Source organism: Streptomyces sp. NPDC052023, assembly GCF_044548465.1.
In the GTDB taxonomy this organism is placed as follows: Bacteria; Actinomycetota; Actinomycetes; order Streptomycetales; family Streptomycetaceae; genus Streptomyces.
Genome location: NZ_JBIUBW010000002.1, coordinates 501,915 through 521,649 on the forward strand (window position 1 = coordinate 501,915; position 19,735 = coordinate 521,649).

General features: G+C 70.3%; 17 protein-coding genes. 10 read left to right on the forward strand and 7 right to left on the reverse strand.

Annotated features, from left to right (window positions below; translation table 11 throughout):
* Positions 1 to 78: 78 nt before the first annotated feature.
* Together ACIHCM_RS06385 and ACIHCM_RS06390 are read right to left on the reverse strand one after the other, a co-directional pair.
* Positions 79 to 729, reverse strand: a complete 651-nt coding sequence (locus ACIHCM_RS06385) for a hypothetical protein (RefSeq protein ID WP_399889923.1) — start codon at positions 727 to 729, stop codon at positions 79 to 81.
* Positions 730 to 790: 61 nt separating this feature from the next.
* Positions 791 to 1,111, reverse strand: coding sequence for a hypothetical protein (locus ACIHCM_RS06390; RefSeq protein WP_399889927.1), 321 nt, complete (start codon positions 1,109 to 1,111; stop codon positions 791 to 793).
* A 42-nt stretch (positions 1,112 to 1,153) separates the two neighbouring features.
* Between ACIHCM_RS06390 and ACIHCM_RS06395 the strand changes: the two genes are divergently transcribed.
* Positions 1,154 to 1,474 (forward strand): GYD domain-containing protein, encoded by a 321-nt coding sequence (locus ACIHCM_RS06395; protein ID WP_399889930.1) that lies wholly within the window; start codon positions 1,154 to 1,156, stop codon positions 1,472 to 1,474.
* 25 nt (positions 1,475 to 1,499) lie between these two features.
* Here the strand turns inward: ACIHCM_RS06395 and ACIHCM_RS06400 are convergent, their stop codons facing one another.
* From ACIHCM_RS06400 to ACIHCM_RS06410, 3 genes are all read right to left on the reverse strand, one after another.
* Positions 1,500 to 2,687 carry an NAD(P)/FAD-dependent oxidoreductase gene (locus ACIHCM_RS06400; protein ID WP_399889933.1) on the reverse strand — a complete coding sequence of 396 codons (1,188 nt, stop codon included), beginning with the start codon at positions 2,685 to 2,687 and terminating at the stop codon, positions 1,500 to 1,502.
* Between the two features lie 103 nt (positions 2,688 to 2,790).
* Positions 2,791 to 3,735, reverse strand: a complete 945-nt coding sequence (gene sigJ / locus ACIHCM_RS06405; protein ID WP_399889936.1) for an RNA polymerase sigma factor SigJ — start codon at positions 3,733 to 3,735, stop codon at positions 2,791 to 2,793.
* Positions 3,736 to 3,923: 188 nt separating this feature from the next.
* Positions 3,924 to 6,206 (reverse strand): (Fe-S)-binding protein, encoded by a 2,283-nt coding sequence (locus ACIHCM_RS06410; RefSeq protein WP_399889938.1) that lies wholly within the window; start codon positions 6,204 to 6,206, stop codon positions 3,924 to 3,926.
* A 205-nt stretch (positions 6,207 to 6,411) separates the two neighbouring features.
* Here ACIHCM_RS06410 and ACIHCM_RS06415 point away from each other — a divergent pair, with 205 nt between their 5' ends.
* From ACIHCM_RS06415 to ACIHCM_RS06445, 7 genes are all read left to right on the forward strand, one after another.
* A complete protein-coding gene (locus ACIHCM_RS06415) occupies positions 6,412 to 7,440 on the forward strand; it encodes an MraY family glycosyltransferase (RefSeq protein WP_399889941.1) in 1,029 nt (342 codons plus the stop codon).
* 94 nt (positions 7,441 to 7,534) lie between these two features.
* Positions 7,535 to 9,373, forward strand: coding sequence for a molecular chaperone DnaK (gene dnaK, locus ACIHCM_RS06420; protein ID WP_399889944.1), 1,839 nt, complete (start codon positions 7,535 to 7,537; stop codon positions 9,371 to 9,373).
* Complete coding sequence (gene grpE, locus ACIHCM_RS06425; protein ID WP_399889948.1) at positions 9,370 to 10,020, forward strand: nucleotide exchange factor GrpE; 651 nt, start codon at positions 9,370 to 9,372, stop codon at positions 10,018 to 10,020. Before dnaK ends, grpE begins: the two co-directional genes overlap by 4 nt.
* A 33-nt stretch (positions 10,021 to 10,053) precedes the next feature.
* Entirely contained in the window at positions 10,054 to 11,238 is a 1,185-nt protein-coding gene (gene dnaJ, locus ACIHCM_RS06430; protein ID WP_399889951.1) for a molecular chaperone DnaJ, read from the forward strand.
* A 14-nt stretch (positions 11,239 to 11,252) separates the two neighbouring features.
* Positions 11,253 to 11,705, forward strand: coding sequence for a heat shock protein transcriptional repressor HspR (locus ACIHCM_RS06435; RefSeq protein ID WP_399890578.1), 453 nt, complete (start codon positions 11,253 to 11,255; stop codon positions 11,703 to 11,705).
* 284 nt (positions 11,706 to 11,989) lie between these two features.
* Positions 11,990 to 13,099, forward strand: coding sequence for a substrate-binding domain-containing protein (locus ACIHCM_RS06440; RefSeq protein ID WP_399889954.1), 1,110 nt, complete (start codon positions 11,990 to 11,992; stop codon positions 13,097 to 13,099).
* Between the two features lie 302 nt (positions 13,100 to 13,401).
* On the forward strand, positions 13,402 to 14,448 hold the full coding sequence (locus tag ACIHCM_RS06445; protein ID WP_399889957.1) for a LuxR C-terminal-related transcriptional regulator: 1,047 nt from the start codon (positions 13,402 to 13,404) through the stop codon (positions 14,446 to 14,448).
* Between the two features lie 117 nt (positions 14,449 to 14,565).
* Here ACIHCM_RS06445 and ACIHCM_RS06450 read toward each other — a convergent pair whose 3' ends face one another.
* The gene (locus ACIHCM_RS06450) at positions 14,566 to 15,579 is read right to left on the reverse strand and encodes a helix-turn-helix transcriptional regulator (RefSeq protein ID WP_399889960.1); all 1,014 of its coding nucleotides are present in this window, start codon (positions 15,577 to 15,579) and stop codon (positions 14,566 to 14,568) included.
* Between the two features lie 289 nt (positions 15,580 to 15,868).
* Here ACIHCM_RS06450 and ACIHCM_RS06455 point away from each other — a divergent pair, with 289 nt between their 5' ends.
* A complete protein-coding gene (locus tag ACIHCM_RS06455; protein WP_393103582.1) occupies positions 15,869 to 16,204 on the forward strand; it encodes a hypothetical protein in 336 nt (111 codons plus the stop codon).
* A 262-nt stretch (positions 16,205 to 16,466) separates the two neighbouring features.
* Positions 16,467 to 19,064, forward strand: coding sequence for an ATP-dependent chaperone ClpB (clpB, locus tag ACIHCM_RS06460; RefSeq protein ID WP_399889963.1), 2,598 nt, complete (start codon positions 16,467 to 16,469; stop codon positions 19,062 to 19,064).
* Here the strand turns inward: clpB and ACIHCM_RS06465 are convergent.
* Positions 19,061 to 19,618 carry a hypothetical protein gene (locus tag ACIHCM_RS06465; RefSeq protein WP_399889966.1) on the reverse strand — a complete coding sequence of 186 codons (558 nt, stop codon included), beginning with the start codon at positions 19,616 to 19,618 and terminating at the stop codon, positions 19,061 to 19,063. The genes clpB and ACIHCM_RS06465 overlap by 4 nt on opposite strands.
* Between the last annotated feature and the right edge of the window lie 117 nt (positions 19,619 to 19,735).

A 19,735-nucleotide genomic window follows, 5' to 3' on the forward strand; every position in this document is an offset into this window, starting at 1 on the left:
CGCGGCACCGTCGGGCCGGTCGTCACGCGGGCCGCGACGGCGGTCCGGTGGACGGGTATGGCGCTCCGGCGTCGCGGCTCAGCAGTTCCCCCATGCCTCGGCCAGGGCCGCGGGGATCTGGGGGATGTCGCCGCAGCCCTGTGCCCCAGGGGGGAAGCTGTCGCCGGCGACGTAGGTCCAGCTGCCTCCGGTGGTGGTGCGGAAGTACTTGGTCACGCTGCCCTCGTCCTGCAGGGCCACGAGTTCGTCGAGCGTGGCTCCGGGGGTGGCCTGGAAGCGGGTCGCGGCGTAGCGGACGTCGCCGCACCGGCCGTGGAAGAACTGCTGCGGGACCGGCTGGATGTGGCTGAAGCGGGGGAAGCTGCGCCGGTAGGCGTCGGTGACGGCGGCCTTCACGTCGGCGCCCGCGGGGAGGTTGTGGCAGCCCGGGGTGCCGGCGGAGGTTCTCGCGGGGGTCGGGGAGGCGGCCTTCGCGGGGGCGGTGGAGCGTGACGGGGTGGGGGTGGGGGTGGCCGCCGGGCTCGGGGGCGTGCTGGTGGTGGAGGTCCCCGGCGAGGGGGTGGTGGGGGTGGCGGACGGGGTGTCCGCCACCGGGGTGGCATGCAGGGAAGGCGATGCCGGGGAGGAGCCGGTCGCGACGGACCGGGAACCCGGCGCGTCCTGGCACCCCGTCAGCACCAGGATCCCGCCCATGACAGCGATGACCGACGCACCTCTGAGACCCCGCATTGCGCATCCTCTCCTCGACCGGCGAGCCATGGGCGCCGGGTGATCGGCCGGCGGCTCGTTCCTAGACACGCCGTACGGGGCCGGGGTTGCGCGGAGAGGCGCGCGGGATGGTCTCGGTTCCGTATACGTCTGTATACGCGCCGCTCCGGGTGCGGCGGACGGTGACGGTAAGGACCCCGGAGCCGGTGAGCCGGTGGGCGGCGTTCTCGGCGTAGATCTTGACGTACGCGGGGGCGGTACCGGGCACCTTCTCGAACGAGGAGGAGTTCCCGAGGATGACCTGGGGAGTCCCGGGGTGCCCGCCCGGCGTCCGGGGTGGGGTCCAACGAGTGAATCCGGCCCCTCGGTGAGTGGTCGCCGGGGAGACAGCGGGAAGGGCCATGGGGCACACCGACAGCGGACCAGCGCCGGGCAGGAGCACCCCATGCCGAAGTTCCTCATCCAGGCCACCTACACCACCGAGGGCACGAAGGGGCTGCTCAGGGAGGGTGCGAGCGGGCGTCGTGCCGCCGTGGAGCAGGTCGTCGGCGGTCTCGGCGGGACGGTCGAGGCCATGTACTTCACCTTCGGGGAGGACGACATCATGATCATCATCGACTTCCCGGATCCCGTCTCCATGGCCGCCGTCAGCCTCACCGTCAAGGCCAGCGGCGCCCTGCGCACCCGGGCGACGCCTCTCCTCACCATCGACGAGATCGACGAGGCCACCCGTCGGCAGGTCTCCTTCCGCGCGCCCGGCGAGTGACCCGGGCACGCCCGCGCCGTTCCCTTCAGGCGGCAGCCGAGGTCGCCCGCGCCGCCGTCTCCCGTGCGGCGCGGCGGCGGGCCGGCATTCCGAGGGTCGGGTTGGCGACGCCCCAGGCCGCGCCCTTGCAGACCAGTTCCTTGTAGACGGCGGCGAGCCGGCCGGTCAGTGCCGCGTCGACCGCGCGGTCGTCGGCGGTGACGTACTGGATCAGGCCCTCCCTGCGGCCCAGCGAGATGCACTGGTTGACGTAGCGCAGCGGCGTTTTCGGGAGCCTGCCTCCGGTCAGGCGGGCCGCGATGGCGTCGGCGGCCTGCCACGCGGTGGGGATGCCCGAGGCGCACGACATCCGCAGCGGCTTGCCGCCGGGGCCGTTCACCATGGCCGCGTCGCCGATGACGTAGACGTCGGGGTGGGAGACCGAGCGCATGGTGCCGTCGACCACGAGCCGGCCCGTGCCGCCGGCCTGCAGGGGGGTCGCCCTCGCGATCGGGTGGACGGCGAAGCCGGTGGTCCACACGGTGACCGCGGCCGGTACGGATGTGCCGTCGGCGGTGACGACGTGGTCGGCCTCGACGCCGGTGACCGCGGCGTGCTCGTGCACGGTGACTCCGAGCCGGCCGAAGACCTTCCGCAGATGACGGCGGCCCTTGGGCGAGAGCCAGTCGCCGAGGCCGCCGCTCGCCATGAGGGCGACGTCGAGGTCCGGACGGGCCTCGGCGAACTCGGTCGCGGCCTCCAGGCCGGTGAGACCGCCGCCCACCACGACGACGGGCTGTCCGGCGTCGAGCCGGGCCAGGCGCTCGCGCAGCCGCAGCGCTCCGGGGCGCCCGGCGATCTCGTGGGCGTGCTCGGCGGCGCCGGGGACGCCCTGGCCGTTCCAGCCGCTGCCGAGGGCGTAGACCAGGGTGTCGTACTCGAGCTCCTCGGCGCCGTCCGTGGCGCGGACGGCCACGGCCTTGCGGTCGACGTCGACGCCGGTGACCTCCGCGATCTTCAGTACGACGCCGGTGCCCGCGAACATCTCGTCGAAGGGCCGGGGCCGCAGCTGCCGGCCTGCGGCGAGCTCGTGCATCCGGACGCGCTCGACGAAGTCGGGCTCGGCGTTGACGAGGGTGATGACGGCGTCCTCGCGGCGCAGCCGCCTGGCCAGGCGGCCGGCGGCGACGGCTCCGGCGTATCCGGCTCCGAGGACGGTGATGCGGTGCTGCATCTGCATGCTCCTGTCTTGAGCGGGTTCGCCCCTTGAACCGGGCGGCCCGCCGTTTCCTGACAGCGAGGTGGTGTGAAGCAGCTCACATCGGTGACGGGTGCGTTCAGAAGGCGTGGAACAGCGGTTCGCCGTGGTCCTCGGCCGCCCACCGCCGGGTCGCGCGGGCGAGCTTGCCGGGGTTGACCTGGTTGCGGAACGCGGAGATGCCGTCGGCGGTGATCTCCAGGCACATGACGCCGACGACCCGGCCGTCGACCACCGCCACGATCGCGGGGCCGCCGTTGGCGCTGGTGACATGGACCTCGGGCGAGCCGCCGACCATGTCGCGCTTGGCCTTGGCCGGTGTGAACAGCCCCCGCATGAACTTCGCGACCGCGAGAGCGCCCTCGAACCCCTTGGCGCGGGCCGGGACCTTCCCGCCGCCGTCGCCGACCGCGACGGCGTCCTGGGTGAGGAGTCGTACGAGCGGCTCGGTCTCGCCGCTGGTGGCGGCCGCGAGGAACTTGTCGACGACGCGCCGGGCGGCGGCCATGTCGATCTCCGCGCGGGCCTTGCCGTCCGCGACGTGCTTCTTGGCGCGGTGGAAGATCTGCTGGCTGGAGGCCTCGGTGATGTCCAGGATCTCGGCGATCTCCCGGTGCGGGTAGTCGAACGCCGCCCGCAGCACGTACACCGCCCGCTCGCCGGGTGAGAGGCGCTCCAGCAGGGCGAGGACGGCGTACGAGACCGATTCGCGCTGCTCGGCCGTGTCGGCCGGGCCGAGCATCGGGTCCCCGGCGAGCAGCGGTTCGGGCAGCCACTGGCCCACGTAGGTCTCGCGCCGTGCGCGGGCCGAGGTGAGCTGGTTGAGGCACAGGTTGGTGAGCGCCTTCGTCAGCCATGCCTCGGGAACCCTGATGTGGCCGGTGCCGGCGGCCTGCCAGCGCAGGAAGGTCTCCTGCACGGCGTCCTCCGCCTCGCTCGCGGAGCCGAGCAGACGGTAGGCGAGGGCCTCCAGCCGGGGCCTGAACGCCTCGAACCGGTCCACGTCGTTCACGGTCAGGGCCATGGGCGGGATCCTAGCGAGGACGGTGTCCGCCGTCGGCGCGCGGTGAGTCCCCTGTCGTGCCGGGGGCGGCCGCCCACGCAAACGCCCCCCGGGTGTCGCCGATGGCCGGAGGCGCCACTCGTGCAGCACGCCGGCGCCCCCCGTCCGCCAGGGACAGGGGGCGCCGGCGACAGGCCCGTCAGGGAGCGCTACTTCACCGGTTCGGGTTCCGATTCCGGCTCCGCGTCCGCCGTGCCCTCCGGGGTGGCCGGGGTCTTGACGGAGTCGAGGAGGAGCTGGGCGACGTCGACGACCTGGATGGACTCCTTGGCCGTGCCGTCGTTCTTCTTGCCGTTCACGGAGTCCGTGAGCATGACCAGGCAGAACGGGCAGGCCGTCGAGACGATGTCGGGGTTGACCGAGAGAGCCTCGTCGACGCGCTCGTTGTTGATGCGCTTGCCGATGCGCTCCTCCATCCACATCCGGGCGCCGCCGGCGCCGCAGCAGAAGCCGCGTTCCTTGTGGCGGTGCATCTCCTCGTTGCGGATGCCGGGCACGGCGGCGATGATCTCGCGCGGCGGCGTGTAGATCTTGTTGTGCCGGCCCAGGTAGCAGGGGTCGTGGTAGGTGATGATGCCCTCGACCGCGGTGACGGGGGTCAGCTTGCCCTCGTCGACCAGGTGCTGCAGCAGCTGGGTGTGGTGGATGACCTCGTAGTCGCCGCCGATCTGCGGGTACTCGTTGGCGATCGTGTTCAGGCAGTGCGGGCAGGTCGCGACGATCTTCTTGGCCGACCTCGGCTTGCGGGACTCCTCAGTCACCTTGCCGTCGTCGTCCAGCTCCTCGCCGAACGCCGTGTTCAGCGCCATGACGTTCTCCATGCCGAGCTCCTGGAAGAGGGGCTCGTTGCCCAGGCGGCGGGCGGAGTCACCGGTGCACTTCTCGTCGCCGCCCATGATCGCGAACTTGACGCCCGCGATGTGCAGCAGCTCGGCGAAGGCCTTGGTGGTCTTCTTCGCGCGGTCCTCCAGGGCGCCGGCGCAGCCGACCCAGTACAGGTACTCGACCTCGGTGAGGTCCTCGATGTCCTTGCCGACGACCGGGACCTCGAAGTCGACCTCCTTGAGCCATTCCAGGCGCTGCTTCTTCGCCAGGCCCCAGGGGTTGCCCTTCTTCTCCAGGTTCTTCAGCATCGTGCCCGCCTCGGACGGGAACGCCGACTCGATCATCACCTGGTAGCGGCGCATGTCGACGATGTGGTCGACGTGCTCGATGTCCACCGGGCACTGCTCGACGCAGGCGCCGCAGGTGGTGCAGGACCACAGGACGTCCGGGTCGATGACGCCGTTCTCCTCGGCGGTGCCGATCAGCGGGCGCTCGGCCTCCGCCAGGGCGGCGGCGGGGACGCCGGCCAGCTGCTCCTCGGAGGCCTTCTCCTCGCCCTCCATGGTCTTGCCGCCACCGGCCAGCAGGTAGGGCGCCTTGGCGTGCGCGTGGTCGCGCAGCGACATGATCAGCAGCTTCGGCGAGAGCGGCTTGCCGGTGTTCCAGGCGGGGCACTGCGACTGGCAGCGGCCGCACTCGGTGCAGGTGGAGAAGTCCAGCAGGCCCTTCCACGAGAACTGCTCGACCTGGGAGACGCCGAAGACGTCGTCGTCACCCGGGTCGGCGAAGTCGATCGGCTTGCCGCCCGAGGTCATGGGCTGGAGGGCGCCGAGGGCCGTCCCGCCGTCGGCGTTGCGCTTGAACCAGATGTTCGGGAACGCCAGGAAGCGGTGCCAGGCCACACCCATGTTGGTGTTCAGCGAGACCACGATCATCCAGACGAACGAGGTCCCGATCTTGATCATGGCGACCAGGTAGACCAGGTTCTGCAGCGTGGAGACGCCGAGGCCCTCGAAGGCGAGGACCAGCGGGTACGAGGCGAAGTACGACGCCTCGTAGTGGTCCACGTGGTGCAGGGCCCCCTCCAGGCCGCGCAGCACGTAGATCGCCAGGCCGATGGTGAGGATGACGTACTCGACGAAGTACGCCTGGCCCGACTTGGAGCCCGCGAAGCGGGACTTGCGGCCGGCCCGGGACGGCAGGCTCAGCAACCGGATGACGATGAGCACGGCGATGCCCAGGATCGTCATCACACCGATGAACTCGATGTACAGCTCGAACGGCAGGAAGCCGCCGATGACCGGCAGCACCCAGTCGGCCTGGAAGAGCTGTCCGAACGCCTGCGCGAGAGTCGGCGGCAGCGTCAGGAAGCCGACGGCCACGAACCAGTGGGCGACGCCGACGATGCCCCAGCGGTTCATCCGCGTATGACCGAGGAACTCCCGCACCAGCGTCACACTGCGCTGATAGGGATTGTCGGTCCGGGTGCCGGCGGGTACGGGCTGGCCCAGTTTGAAGTACCGGACGAACTGACCGATGGCGCGCGCGAGCAGGGCGACGCCGACCACGGTCAGGACCAGCGACACGATGATCGCGGCGAGTTGCATTTGGGGGCTCCTCGGGCCTGCGAGGGAGATTACTAAGCGGTAACTTATCCAGTCCGTCTGAGACTACCCGCATCCCTCGTCGCACTGTAGCCAGGCGTGGGGTGATCTGGATCGCTGAGGGTTGCCTCACGAACGGGACCCGTTACCTCCCGAACCGAACGTGTTATTCGTACCAAATTGATAGATTCACGCCTAATTTAAGACCGTGCTCTACGGCATCGCCGCCGCCGTCGCGGCCCTCTTCCTCGCCTCGCTGCTCACGGCCGCCCTGCGCGCGCCCGCGCTGCGCCTCGGACTGATCGACCGCCGCCGCCGAACCCGCTCCGTGCCGCTGCTCGGCGGGGTGGCCGTGGTGGTGACCACCCTCGCCGTCGCGGGCGCCGGCGAGTGGACCGGCGTCGCCCCGCTCGGCTCCGGCGTCGGCAGGCTCCTGATCGCCGCCGGGGCCGTCGCCCTGCTGGGCCTGCTGGCCGACCTGTGGCGGCTGCGGGCGCGGCTGCTGCTGTGCGGTACGGCGGGGGCGGCGGCCTGCGTGGTGCCGTACGAGGAGGTCGGCGTCGTCGGCGGGGTGTTCGCCGTCGGGTGGATCGCCGCCGTCGCCGTGGCTTTCCGGGCGCTGGATCACGCGGACGCGCTGGTGGGGACCGTCGGAGTGGTGACCGCCTTCGGGGTGGGGGTGTGCGCGGCGGTCGAGCTGCTGGACGGGCTCGCGGTGCTGCTGAGCGTGCTGGCGGCCGCCCTGACCGGGTTCCTGATGCACAACTGGCACCCCGCGCGGATCGCGCTCGGCGCGTGCGGGTCACTGTTCACCGGGTTCGTGCTCGCCGCCGCGGTTGTGCTGACCCGTGCGGGGTACGCGCCCGGGAGTTCGGTGGGCCCCCTGTTCGCGTTCACCGCGGTGGCCAGTGCCGATGTGCTGCTCGTGGTGCTGGCGCGACGGTTCACCGGCAGGCCCGGCCCCGACCATCTGGCGCACCGGCTGCGGCGGCTGGGGCTGACTCCGCAGGGCGTGACCGTCGTGCTCGGCACCCTCGCCTTCGCCGGCGTGCTCGTCGGCGTCCTGGTGCACGCCGGGTGGGCCGACGGGCTCGCCGTGCTGGGTGTCGCGGGCGCCGCGCTGGTCCTCGTACTCGGACTGCTGCGGGTGAGAACGCGCGGTCGGTTGACGGCAACCTCCACCCATGATGCCGCGTCTTTGCAGGTCACAGGGCACTTGCGTGTGAGGAACGGATAAGAGTTGAGCCCCCATGACTCAGGTCTGTTGACCCCGGCGCGGACGTCATGCACACTTGAGCCTGTTCCACTCAAGTCAGCTGGAGGAATCAACCATGGCACGTGCGGTCGGCATCGACCTGGGCACGACTAACTCCGTCGTCAGCGTTCTGGAGGGCGGCGAGCCCACCGTCATCACCAACGCCGAGGGCGCCAGGACCACGCCGTCCGTCGTCGCCTTCGCCAAGAACGGCGAGGTGCTGGTCGGCGAGGTGGCCAAGCGCCAGGCCGTGACCAACGTCGACCGGACCATCCGGTCGGTCAAGCGTCACATGGGCACGGACTGGAAGATCGAGCTCGACGGGAAGCCCTTCAACCCGCAGCAGATCAGCGCCTTCGTGCTGCAGAAGCTGAAGCGCGACGCGGAGGCGTACCTGGGCGAGAAGGTGACCGACGCGGTCATCACCGTCCCGGCGTACTTCAACGACGCCGAGCGCCAGGCCACCAAGGAGGCCGGTGAGATCGCCGGTCTGAACGTCCTGCGCATCGTCAACGAGCCGACCGCCGCCGCCCTGGCGTACGGCCTCGACAAGGACGACCAGACCATCCTGGTCTTCGACCTCGGTGGCGGCACGTTCGACGTCTCGCTGCTGGAGATCGGCGACGGTGTCGTCGAGGTGAAGGCCACCAACGGTGACAACCACCTCGGTGGTGACGACTGGGACCAGCGCGTCGTCGACTACCTGGTGCAGCAGTTCAAGTCCGGCCACGGCGTGGACCTGGCCAAGGACAAGATGGCGCTGCAGCGTCTGCGCGAGGCCGCCGAGAAGGCGAAGATCGAGCTGTCCTCCTCCACGGAGACCTCGATCAACCTCCCCTACATCACCGCCTCCGCCGAGGGCCCCCTGCACCTCGACGAGAAGCTCACCCGCGCCCAGTTCCAGCAGCTGACCGCGGACCTGCTGGAGCGCTGCAAGACGCCGTTCCACAACGTCATCAAGGACGCCGGCATCCAGCTCGGCGAGATCGACCACGTCGTCCTCGTCGGTGGCTCCACCCGCATGCCCGCCGTCGCCGAGCTCGTCAAGGAGCTGACCGGCGGCAAGGAGGCCAACAAGGGTGTGAACCCGGACGAGGTCGTCGCCATCGGCGCCTCGCTCCAGGCCGGTGTCCTCAAGGGCGAGGTCAAGGACGTCCTGCTGCTCGACGTCACCCCGCTGTCCCTCGGTATCGAGACCAAGGGCGGCATCATGACCAAGCTGATCGAGCGCAACACCACGATCCCGACGAAGCGTTCGGAGATCTTCACCACGGCCGAGGACAACCAGCCGTCGGTGCAGATCCAGGTCTACCAGGGCGAGCGCGAGATCGCGGCGTACAACAAGAAGCTCGGCATGTTCGAGCTCACCGGTCTGCCCCCGGCGCCGCGCGGCGTCCCGCAGATCGAGGTCTCCTTCGACATCGACGCCAACGGCATCATGCACGTCACGGCGAAGGACCTCGGCACCGGCAAGGAGCAGAAGATGACCGTCACCGGCGGCTCCTCGCTGCCGAAGGACGAGGTCGACCGGATGCGCCAGGAGGCCGAGCAGTACGCGGAGGAGGACCACCGCCGCCGCGAGGCCGCCGAGTCCCGCAACCAGGGCGAGCAGCTGGTCTACCAGACGGAGAAGTTCCTCGCGGACAACGAGGACAAGGTCCCCGGCGAGATCAAGACCGAGGTCGAGGCCGCCGTCGCCGAGCTGAAGGAGAAGCTCAAGGGCGAGGACACCGCCGAGATCCGCTCCGCCACGGAGAAGGTCGCGGCCGTCTCCCAGAAGCTGGGCCAGGCGATGTACGCCGACGCCCAGGCCTCCCAGGCGACCGCGGGCGGCGCCTCCGAGCAGCCCAAGGCCGACGACGACGTGGTCGACGCCGAGATCGTGGACGACGAGCGCAAGGACGGTGCCGCGTGACGGAGGAGACCCCGGGCTTCGAGGAGAAGCCCGACGTCCCCTCCGGCGCCACTCCTGACGACGCCGAGCCGCAGGCCGCCCCGGAGGAAGGGGCGGCCACGGCAGGGGACGTGAAGCAGAACGCCGGCCTGGTGGCAGAGCTGGACCAGGCGCGTACGGCGCTCGGCGAGCGCACGGCGGACCTCCAGCGGCTGCAGGCCGAGTTCCAGAACTACCGCCGCCGCGTCGAGCGGGACCGCATCACGGTCAAGGAGATCGCCGTCGCGAACCTCCTGACCGAGCTGCTGCCGGTGCTCGACGACATCGGGCGGGCCCGGGAGCACGGCGAGCTGGTCGGCGGCTTCAAGTCCGTCGCCGAGTCGCTGGAGACCGTGGCGGCCAAGATGGGCCTTCAGCAGTTCGGCAAGGAGGGCGAGCCCTTCGACCCGACGATCCACGAGGCCCTGATGCACAGCTACGCGCCGGACGTCACGGAGACGACCTGCGTCGCGATCCTCCAGCCGGGGTATCGCATCGGCGAGCGCACCATCCGCCCCGCGCGGGTGGCCGTCGCCGAGCCCCAGCCGGGCGCGCAGACCGTGAAGGGCGCCGAGGAGGGCGACGTGAAGGCCGACGACAAGGAGAGCGGTGGCCCGGACGAGGGCTGACGTTGAACGGATGAGAGAGGAGGGACGTCGAGGATGAGCACCAAGGACTTCATCGAGAAGGACTACTACAAGGTCCTCGGCGTCCCCAAGGACGCCACCGAGGCCGAGATCAAGAAGGCGTACCGCAAGCTCGCCCGCGAGTTCCACCCGGACGCCAACAAGGGCAACGTCAAGGCCGAGGAACGCTTCAAGGAGATCTCCGAGGCGAACGACGTCCTCGGCGACGCCAAGAAGCGCAAGGAGTACGACGAGGCCCGCGCGCTGTTCGGCAACGGCGGCTTCCGCCCGGGCCCCGGCGCCGGCGGCGGCTCCTTCAACTTCGACCTCGGCGACCTCTTCGGAGGCGCCCAGGGCGGAGGCGCGGGAGCGGGCGGCGGCTTCGGCGGCGGACTCGGTGACGTCTTCGGGGGCCTGTTCAACCGGGGCGGCGCGACGACCGGCACCCGGACCCATCCGCGGCGCGGCCAGGACATCGAGTCCGAGGTCACCCTCAGCTTCACCGAGGCGATCGAGGGCGCGACGGTCCCGCTGCGGATGTCCTCGCAGGCGCCGTGCAAGGCCTGCTCCGGCACCGGCGACGCCAACGGCACACCGCGGGTGTGCCCGACGTGCGTCGGCACCGGCCAGGTGGCGCGCGGCTCCGGCGGCGGTTTCTCGCTGACCGACCCGTGCCCCGACTGCAAGGGCCGCGGGCTGATCGCGGAGAACCCCTGCGAGGTCTGCAAGGGCAGCGGACGCGCCAAGTCGTCCCGCACCATGCAGGTGCGCATCCCGGCCGGGGTGTCGGACGGCCAGCGGATCCGGCTGCGTGGCAAGGGCGCGCCCGGTGAGCGGGGCGGCCCGGCGGGCGACCTCTATGTGGTCGTCCACGTCAAGGAGCACCCCGTCTTCGGCCGCAGGGGCGACAACCTCACCGTCACCGTCCCGGTGACGTTCACCGAGGCGGCTCTCGGTGGCGAGGTCAAGGTCCCCACCCTGGGCGGACCTTCGGTCACGCTCAAGCTGCCGCCGGGCACCCCCAACGGCCGCACGATGCGGGCCCGGGGCAAGGGCGCGGTCCGCAAGGACGGCACCCGCGGCGATCTGCTGGTCACCGTCGAGGTGAGTGTTCCGCAGGACCTGACGGGGAAGGCTCGTGACGCGCTGGAGGCGTATCGCGAGGCGACCGCGGGCGAGGACCCGCGGGCGGAGCTGTTCCAGGCCGCGAAGGGAGCATGAGTGAAGCCATGGACATCAACGGCCGTCGACGCAACCCCTATGAGCTGACCGAGGAGACCCCGGTCTACGTCATCTCGGTGGCGGCCCAGTTGTCCGGCCTGCACCCGCAGACGCTGCGCCAGTACGACCGGCTGGGGCTGGTGTCTCCGGACCGCACGGCCGGGCGCGGCCGCCGCTACTCGGCCCGAGACATCGAACTGCTGCGCCAGGTGCAGCAGTTGTCGCAGGACGAGGGCATCAACCTGGCCGGCATCAAACGCATCATCGAACTGGAGAACCAGGTCGCGGCGCTCCAGTCCCGCGTCGCGGAGATGCAGGCCGCCCTGGACGGCGCGGCGGCGGCGATGCAGCAGCGCGAGGCCGCGGTGCACGCTTCCTACCGGCGCGACCTGGTGCCGTACCAGGAGGTGCAGCAGACCAGCGCGCTGGTGGTGTGGCGGCCGAAGCGGCAGCAGCAGGGCGACTGACGCGGCACCGCCGACGACGAAGGGGCCAGGAGGACGAATCTCCGGGCCCCTTCTTCCTGTTCCGGCCCCCTCCCAGTTCCGGCCTCAACTCCTCGTGGATGGAGGGCTGGTGAAGGCTCTCGGGAGAGGGTTTCGCGGTGTGTTCACGAGCTAAGCGGAACGTGATGTTGTCATCTCGTTAAGTGATTCCCCTTGACGCTGAGGGGCGCCGACGCGTTGGCTCTTCAGTCATCCGGGCCGCAGTGCCGCGGCCACCTCCGGAAGCAGCAGAAGTGGGCTCATCCATGCGTCGTCGTATCGCCATATCCGTGGTCGCCTCGTCGTTGACCCTGTCGCTGGCAGGCTGTGGCGTGCTGGAGGCGACGGGGGACAGCAGCGACGCGAGCCCCACCAAGGGCAACGACATCACCGTGGGCCTGCTGCTGCCCGAGACGGCGAACACGCGCTACGACAAGTTCGACTACCCCATCATCAAGGAGCGGGTGGCCGCCCTCACCAAGAATCAGGGTGAGGTCCGGTACGCCAACGCGGACGCGGACGCCAACAAGCAGGCGAGCCAGATGCAGCAGATGATCGACGAAGAGGTCGACGTCATCCTGCTGGACGCCGTGGACGCGCACGCCATCGCGGGCGGTGTGGAGAAGGCCAAGGAGGCGGGCATCCCGGTCATCGCCTACGACCGGCTCGCCGAGGGTCCCATCGACGCGTACATCTCCTTCGACAACGAACTCGTCGGCGAGGTCCAGGGCCGGTCCCTGATCGACGCGCTGGGCAGCGAGATCGACAGCTCCGACAAGATCGTCATGATGAACGGCTCGCCCACCGACCCGAACGCCAAGCAGTTCAAGCAGGGCGCGCTGTCCGAGCTGAGCGGCAAGGTGACGATCGCCCAGACCTTCGACACCAAGGACTGGAAGCCGGAGAACGCCGAGGCCAACATGGCCGAGGCGATCCAGAAGATCGGCAAGGCCAACATCGCCGCCGTCTACTCCGCCAACGACGGCATGGCGGGCGGCGTCATCAAGGCGATGGAGGCGGCCGGTGTGACCGAACTGCCGCCGATCACCGGGCAGGACGCGGAACTCGCGGGCGTGCAGCGGATCGTCTCCGGCGAGCAGTACATGAGCGTCTACAAGTCCTACCCGCAGGAGGCCGAGGCCGCCGCCGAGATGGCCGTGGCCAAGGTGCAGAGCAGGGACATCCAGTTCGACGCCCTCGCCCGCGACCGGGTCGACAGCCCGACCCACAAGGGCATCCCCGCCCAGCTGGTGTCGGTGGTCGCGCTGACCCGGGAGAACATCAAGGACACCGTGGTCGCGGACGGCATCCACAAGGTGTCGGAGATCTGCACGGCCGAGTACAAGGAAGCCTGCGCGGCGATCGGGCTCACGTAGCGGGGTCTGCTCCCGGGCACGGGTGGAGGGGTGGTTCGCGCCCGTGGCGCGCCGCCCCTTCGGTCATTCTTCCGGTCATCTTTGCGGACCGGACCCGGGCACCGCGGCGCGGTGGTGGCAACCCCGGCGGGGCCGGACACGCCCCCGCCGGCTTGTTGCGGCGTGACAGGCGGGGGGAGGGAGAAAACCGGCCATAGCGGCGGTTTCCCACGGTCACCCTGGAGCGAGCCGTGTTGCGGAGCAGGTCCGGTCCGCGCATAGTTGCGCTGCGGAAGAGGCTGGAACCGGGGGTGGAATGGGCCATGGCCGGGCACGGGACGGACGAGCATCCGCATGGTGCTGACCGACTGTGCGAGGCCGGGGATCGCGTGTATTCCCGGGCCGTACGGCGGGGCCGTGTGGCGCGCCGCGACGCGGAAGCGGTGCCCTGTCTGCTGGAACTCGCCCTGCTGCACCCCGACCCCGACGACATGGACTGGCTTGTCCCGACCTCCCCGCAGGAGGTCATGACCCGGCTGCTGCGCGGGGTGTACGACGAGATCAGCGTCAGCCAGCGGCGGATGGGCTCGGCGGTCGCGGCCTTCGAGTGGTACGCCGGTCTGGGCGGTCAGGCGTCCTCCTCCGAGGGCGTGGCGATCCGTGTGCTGGACGGACCCTCGCGCATCCAGGCGGCGCTGGACGAGGCGACGGCGGCGTGCACCACCGAGGTGCTCACCGTGCAGCCCGGAGGCATCCGGCGCGAGCACGAGCTGTCGGAGGGCCTGCACCGGGCGCTGGAGCTACGGGGGCGGGGCGTGCGGATGCGCGACCTGTACAACCACGTCGCGCGGCACGGGCAGGGCCTGCTGAACTACCTGGAGCTCATGGGGGACGCGGTCGAGGCCCGCACCCTGGACGAGGTCATCGACCGCCTCATCCTCTTCGACCGCACGGTGGCCTTCATCCCCGCGAACGCCGAACGCACGATGGCCCTGGAACTGCGTCACCCGGCGCTGGTGGAGTACTTGGTGACGGTCTTCGAGCGGCTGTGGCGCCTGGCGGTCCCGCTCACCGCGGCGCTGCCGGACACCGGCATCGAGGGCATCTCCCACCGCGAGCAGTCGATCGCGGCACTGCTGGCGGAGGGACACCAGGACGCGGTGATCGCGGAGCGGCTCGGAATCAGCGTCCGTACCTGCCGGGCCCATATCGCCCGCCTCTCCGAGACGCTCGGGGCGGCGAGCCGGACGCAACTGGGCGTCCGGATAGCGCAGGTCGGTCTCGACGGCCCGCCCCGTCCGCTCTCGGCCGCCGAACTCACCGTGCCTGATCAGGGATCTGCGAATCAGGGGTCTCCCACGGCCCGCTGAGGCAGCGGGAGATGTCCCCGCTCCCGGGCCTCAGTCGTCCCGCTTCCGGGCCTCAGTGGTCCCGCTTCCGGGCCTCAGTGGTCCCGCTTCCGGGCCTCAGTGGTCCCGCCCCGGGCCTCAGTGGTCCCGCTCCAGCATCCCCGACTGTGCGATGAGGTAGCCGAGCTGGGCACGGCTGCCGCTGCCCAGGGCGGTGGCCAGCTTGGCTATGTGGGCCCGGCAGGTACGGACGTTCATGCCCAGGCGTCGTGCGATGGCCTCGTCGACGTGGCCCTCCACGAGCAGCTTGGCGATGGAGTACTGGATCTCGGAGATGCCGCCGGGGGCGGTCTCGTAGGGAGCGCCGGCGCTGAGCGGCACCGCGCGGCTCCACATGAACTCGAACACCTTGATCAGGTAGCTCACCAGGCCGGGGTGACGCAGTTCCAGAGCGACCTGGCGGTCGTCGCGGACCGGGATGAAGGCCACGCTCTCGTCGCAGATGATGAGCCGCTCGACCAGTTCGTCGATGGTGCGGTACTCCGCCTTCCCGTCGGCGAACTGTTCCATGTAGGCCAGGCGTTCGGGGCTGTAGCGGGCGGTGTGCTGATAGAGCGTCCGGATCCGCACCCCGCGCTCGATGAGCGTGCGGTCGCGCTCCATCGCCTCGATGAGCCGGTTCTCGGGGCGCTTGCCTCGGCTCGGCTGCACCGTGAGCACCTCGGACCGGCACTGGGCGGTGGCCAGGTCGAGCGCGTCGTTGATCCGGTCCAGGCCCTCCAGCACGGTGATCGAGTGCGCGGGCGTGATCTGCTGGGCGCTGAGTGCCATGAACGGCTCGAAGGCGTCGGCCAGTTCGATCGACGTCCGCCTGCGCTCGGTGATCTCGCGCTCAATGGGATTGAGCCGCTGGGCCAGGGCGACGGACGGCGGCAGCGGCACCAGCCAGTTCGGGTCGTCCGGATCGGGGTGGAGCAGGGCGAACTCCATGAGGCAGGGCGCGGCTTCCACCTCCGTACGGGCGATACGTCCTGTACGGAGGGCGTTGGCATAGAGACGACCGCCTTCGTCACACAGCTCGGTCACCGCGTGAGGATGCGTCGCCTTCGTCCCATTCGATGCCAAATCTCCACCCCCCAGGGTCCTGAACATGCAGGAACATGATGCATCGATTGTGTGGCCATGACGTGCCTGAATGAGCCATCGTCTTATCCGACGGGGGAAGAGGGGACCTTCAAGTGAGGACGAAGCCGACTATGCGTAAGAGAATGCTTCGCTCGGTGCTTGTCGCCGCCTTCTCCGCCGTTGTGGCCTTCGGAGCACTGAGTGGCCTCTCAGGCGCGAGCAGTGACGCGGCGACGGACGTTGTGCGGTCAGCATCAGTGGTGTCCGATGATGGAGACGCTCTGGCGTTCCCGGCTGACACCACGTGGGACTGACCATGGCCACTCCACCCGATGACCGCTCGTTCCGTAGAGAGATGGCCACCGCCTACCGCTCCGGCTGGCACTTCATCGATCTGGCCACCGCCATCCCCCACAGCGGTGACTCGTTGATGGTGACCGTGTTCGGCGAGCCCGTCGTCGTCACCCGTGACGACGACGGAGACGTGCGGGCGTACCGGTGTCTGCGGCGGCCTCGGGGGGCGCCGCAGCCGGTACGGTGTGCGATCCGGTACGGAATGATCTTTGTGAACCTGGACCAGCGGGACCATCGTCTGGCGGAGCCGGAGCCGTCCGGCCCCATGACCATCTCGGCCACCCCCCGCAGTGCCTGACGCGATTCCCCCGTCGTAACAGATCGCTCAGGTACTTCCCCCCGCTGCAGTTTTTGCGGATTTTTCCCGCTATCCCGTTTTATCGGCCACGCGTTCGAGTGTGGCCGAAAAGTGCCACTCACCGCCGTTGGCGCGTTCAGGGCTTCCTCCGGGTACTCCATAAAGACCCCGGGTCGTTCCCACCCATTCCCTTGAGTGGAATAGACTCAACTTTGTGGAAGTTGCCTGAGTCAGTCGCTCACGCAAGGAGGAGAACGGACACGTGGACGCCGAGCTGACCAACCGGAGCCGGGACGCGATCAACGCGGCCGGCAACCGGGCCGTGACCGAGGGACACCCCGACCTCACCCCCGCGCACCTGCTCCTGGCTCTGCTCCAGGGGCGGGAGAACGAGAACGTCACCGACCTGCTCGCCGCCGTGGAGGCCGACCAGGCGGCCGTACGCGCCGGCACCGAGAAGGTCCTCGCCCAGCTGCCCAGCGTGACCGGCTCCACCGTCGCGCCCCCGCAGCCGAACCGCGAGATGCTCGCCGTGATCGCCGACGCCCAGGCCAGGGCGCAGGAACTCGGGGACGAGTACGTCTCCACCGAGCACCTGCTGATCGGCGTGGCCGCGAAGGGCGGTGCCGCCGGTGAGGTGCTGACCCGGCACGGCGCCGACGCGAACAAGCTGCTGGAGGCCTTCCGCAAGGCGCGCGGCGGCCGCCGGGTCACGAACGCCGACCCCGAGGGGTCGTACAAGGCACTGGAGAAGTTCGGGACCGACTTCACCGCCGCCGCCCGCGAGGGCAAGCTCGACCCCGTCATCGGGCGGGACCAGGAGATCCGGCGCGTGGTGCAGGTGCTGTCCCGGCGCACCAAGAACAACCCGGTGCTGATCGGCGAGCCCGGCGTGGGCAAGACCGCCGTCGTCGAAGGGCTCGCCCAGCGGATCGTCAAGGGCGACGTGCCCGAGTCCCTGCGCAACAAGCGGCTGGTCGCGCTGGACCTCGGCGCCATGGTCGCCGGGGCGAAGTACCGCGGTGAGTTCGAGGAACGGCTGAAGACCGTGCTCGCCGAGATCAAGGACTCCGACGGGCAGATCATCACCTTCATCGACGAACTGCACACCGTGGTGGGCGCCGGTGCCGGCGGCGATTCGGCCATGGACGCCGGCAACATGCTCAAGCCCATGCTGGCCCGCGGCGAACTGCGCATGGTCGGCGCGACCACGCTCGACGAGTACCGCGAGCGGATCGAGAAGGACCCGGCGCTGGAGCGGCGCTTCCAGCAGGTGCTGGTCGCCGAGCCCAGCGTCGAGGACACCATCGCCATCCTGCGCGGACTCAAGGGCCGCTACGAGGCCCACCACAAGGTGCAGATCGCGGACAGCGCTCTGGTCGCCGCCGCGACCCTGTCCGACCGGTACATCACCTCCCGCTTCCTGCCGGACAAGGCCATCGACCTCGTCGACGAGGCCGCCTCCCGGCTCCGTATGGAGATCGACTCCTCGCCCGTCGAGATCGACGAACTCCAGCGGGCCGTCGACCGGCTGAAGATGGAGGAGCTGGCCCTCAGCAAGGAGACCGACGCCGCCTCCCGCGAGCGCCTGGACAAGCTGCGCCGCGACCTCGCCGACAAGGAGGAGGAGCTGCGGGGCCTGAACGCCCGCTGGGAGAAGGAGAAGCAGTCCCTCAACCGGGTCGGTGAGCTGAAGGAGAAGCTCGACGAACTGCGCGGGCAGGCCGAACGTGCCCAGCGCGACGGCGACTTCGACACCGCCAGCAAGCTGCTGTACGGCGAGATCCCGGGCGTGGAGCGGGATCTGGAGGCCGCCTCGGAGGCCGAGGAGGAGGTCGCCAAGGACACCATGGTCAAGGAGGAGGTCGGCTCCGACGACATCGCGGACGTCGTGGCCTCCTGGACCGGCATCCCGGCCGGCCGGCTGCTGGAGGGCGAGACGCAGAAGCTGCTGCGCATGGAGGAGGAGATCGGCAAGCGGCTCATCGGCCAGACCGAGGCCGTGCGTGCCGTGTCCGACGCCGTGCGGCGCTCCCGCGCCGGCATCGCCGACCCGGACAGGCCCACCGGCTCCTTCCTCTTCCTCGGCCCCACCGGCGTCGGCAAGACCGAACTCGCCAAGGCGCTCGCCGACTTCCTCTTCGACGACGAGCGGGCCATGGTCCGCATCGACATGAGCGAGTACGGCGAGAAGCACAGCGTCGCCCGGCTCGTCGGCGCCCCGCCCGGGTACGTCGGCTACGAGGAGGGCGGCCAGCTGACGGAGGCGGTGCGGCGCCGGCCGTACAGCGTCGTACTCCTCGACGAGGTGGAGAAGGCGCACCCGGAGGTCTTCGACATCCTCCTCCAGGTGCTGGACGACGGCAGGCTGACGGACGGTCAGGGGCGGACGGTGGACTTCCGCAACGCCATCCTGGTGCTGACCTCCAACCTGGGCAGCCAGTTCCTGGTGGACCCGATCAGCAGCGAGGAGGAGAAGAAGGAACAGGTGCTGGAGGTGGTCCGGACATCGTTCAAGCCCGAGTTCCTCAACCGCCTCGACGACCTGGTCGTCTTCTCCGCGCTGAACAAGGAGGAGCTGAGCCGGATCGCCCGTCTCCAGATCGACCGGCTGGCGAAGCGGCTCGCCGAACGCCGGCTCACCCTGGAGATCACCGACGAGGCGCTGGCCTGGCTCGCCGACGAGGGCATGGACCCGGCCTACGGCGCCCGCCCGCTGCGCCGCCTCGTCCAGACCGCCATCGGCGACCGGCTCGCCAAGGAGATCCTCTCCGGCGAGATCAAGGACGGCGACACGGTCCGCGTGGACACCTTCGGCGAGGGTCTGATCGTGGGACCGGCGACCGGCAAGACGCTCTAGCCGCCGGCCGGTGAGCTTCTCGGCGGGCCGTGCTGACAGCCGGGGCAGATCGTGAACGCCGAGAAGCTCACCAGCGCGGTCCCGGCGTCCTGGTGCGCGATCTCCACCTGGACCCCGTGCGCGCGGGCGTCCCCCGGCAGGGCGTCCGAGCGGCGGAGGCCGAGACACAGGTCGGCGTCGGAGCTCGCGCAGGCCCGGCGGGGCTCCGGGGCGTCCGGGTAGCTGCCGGCCAGCCAGCCGCGCACGTCCGCGCGCGGCATCCGGAAGACGGCCCTGTAACCCGGGTCGGTCCCGTGCGTCACCGTGCAGGACTCGGTGCGGGCGCCCTCCGGCAGCGCGGCCCCGCCGAAGGCCGGCGCCTCGGCGCAGTCGGCCTTCTCGGCGACGTGCCTGCCGACCTCCTCGTCGTCGGTCAGGAGGAAGGCCGGCACGCCCACGACGAGGACGCCCAAGATCAGCACCGGCACGGCCGCGACGGCCGCGAAGATTCCCCGCCAGGCGCGGCTGCGGGCCTGGTCCCGCCCCGTCGCCGCGTCGTCCCGTACCTCTGTCACGGTCCCCGCCCGCACCGGCCGACCGGCCGGATCAAGTCCGCCAACGGCGGACAGACTACGGCGGGGCTTGCCACCCCCCTCCCCGCATGGGGGAGGATGGCGGAATCCGTACGAAGG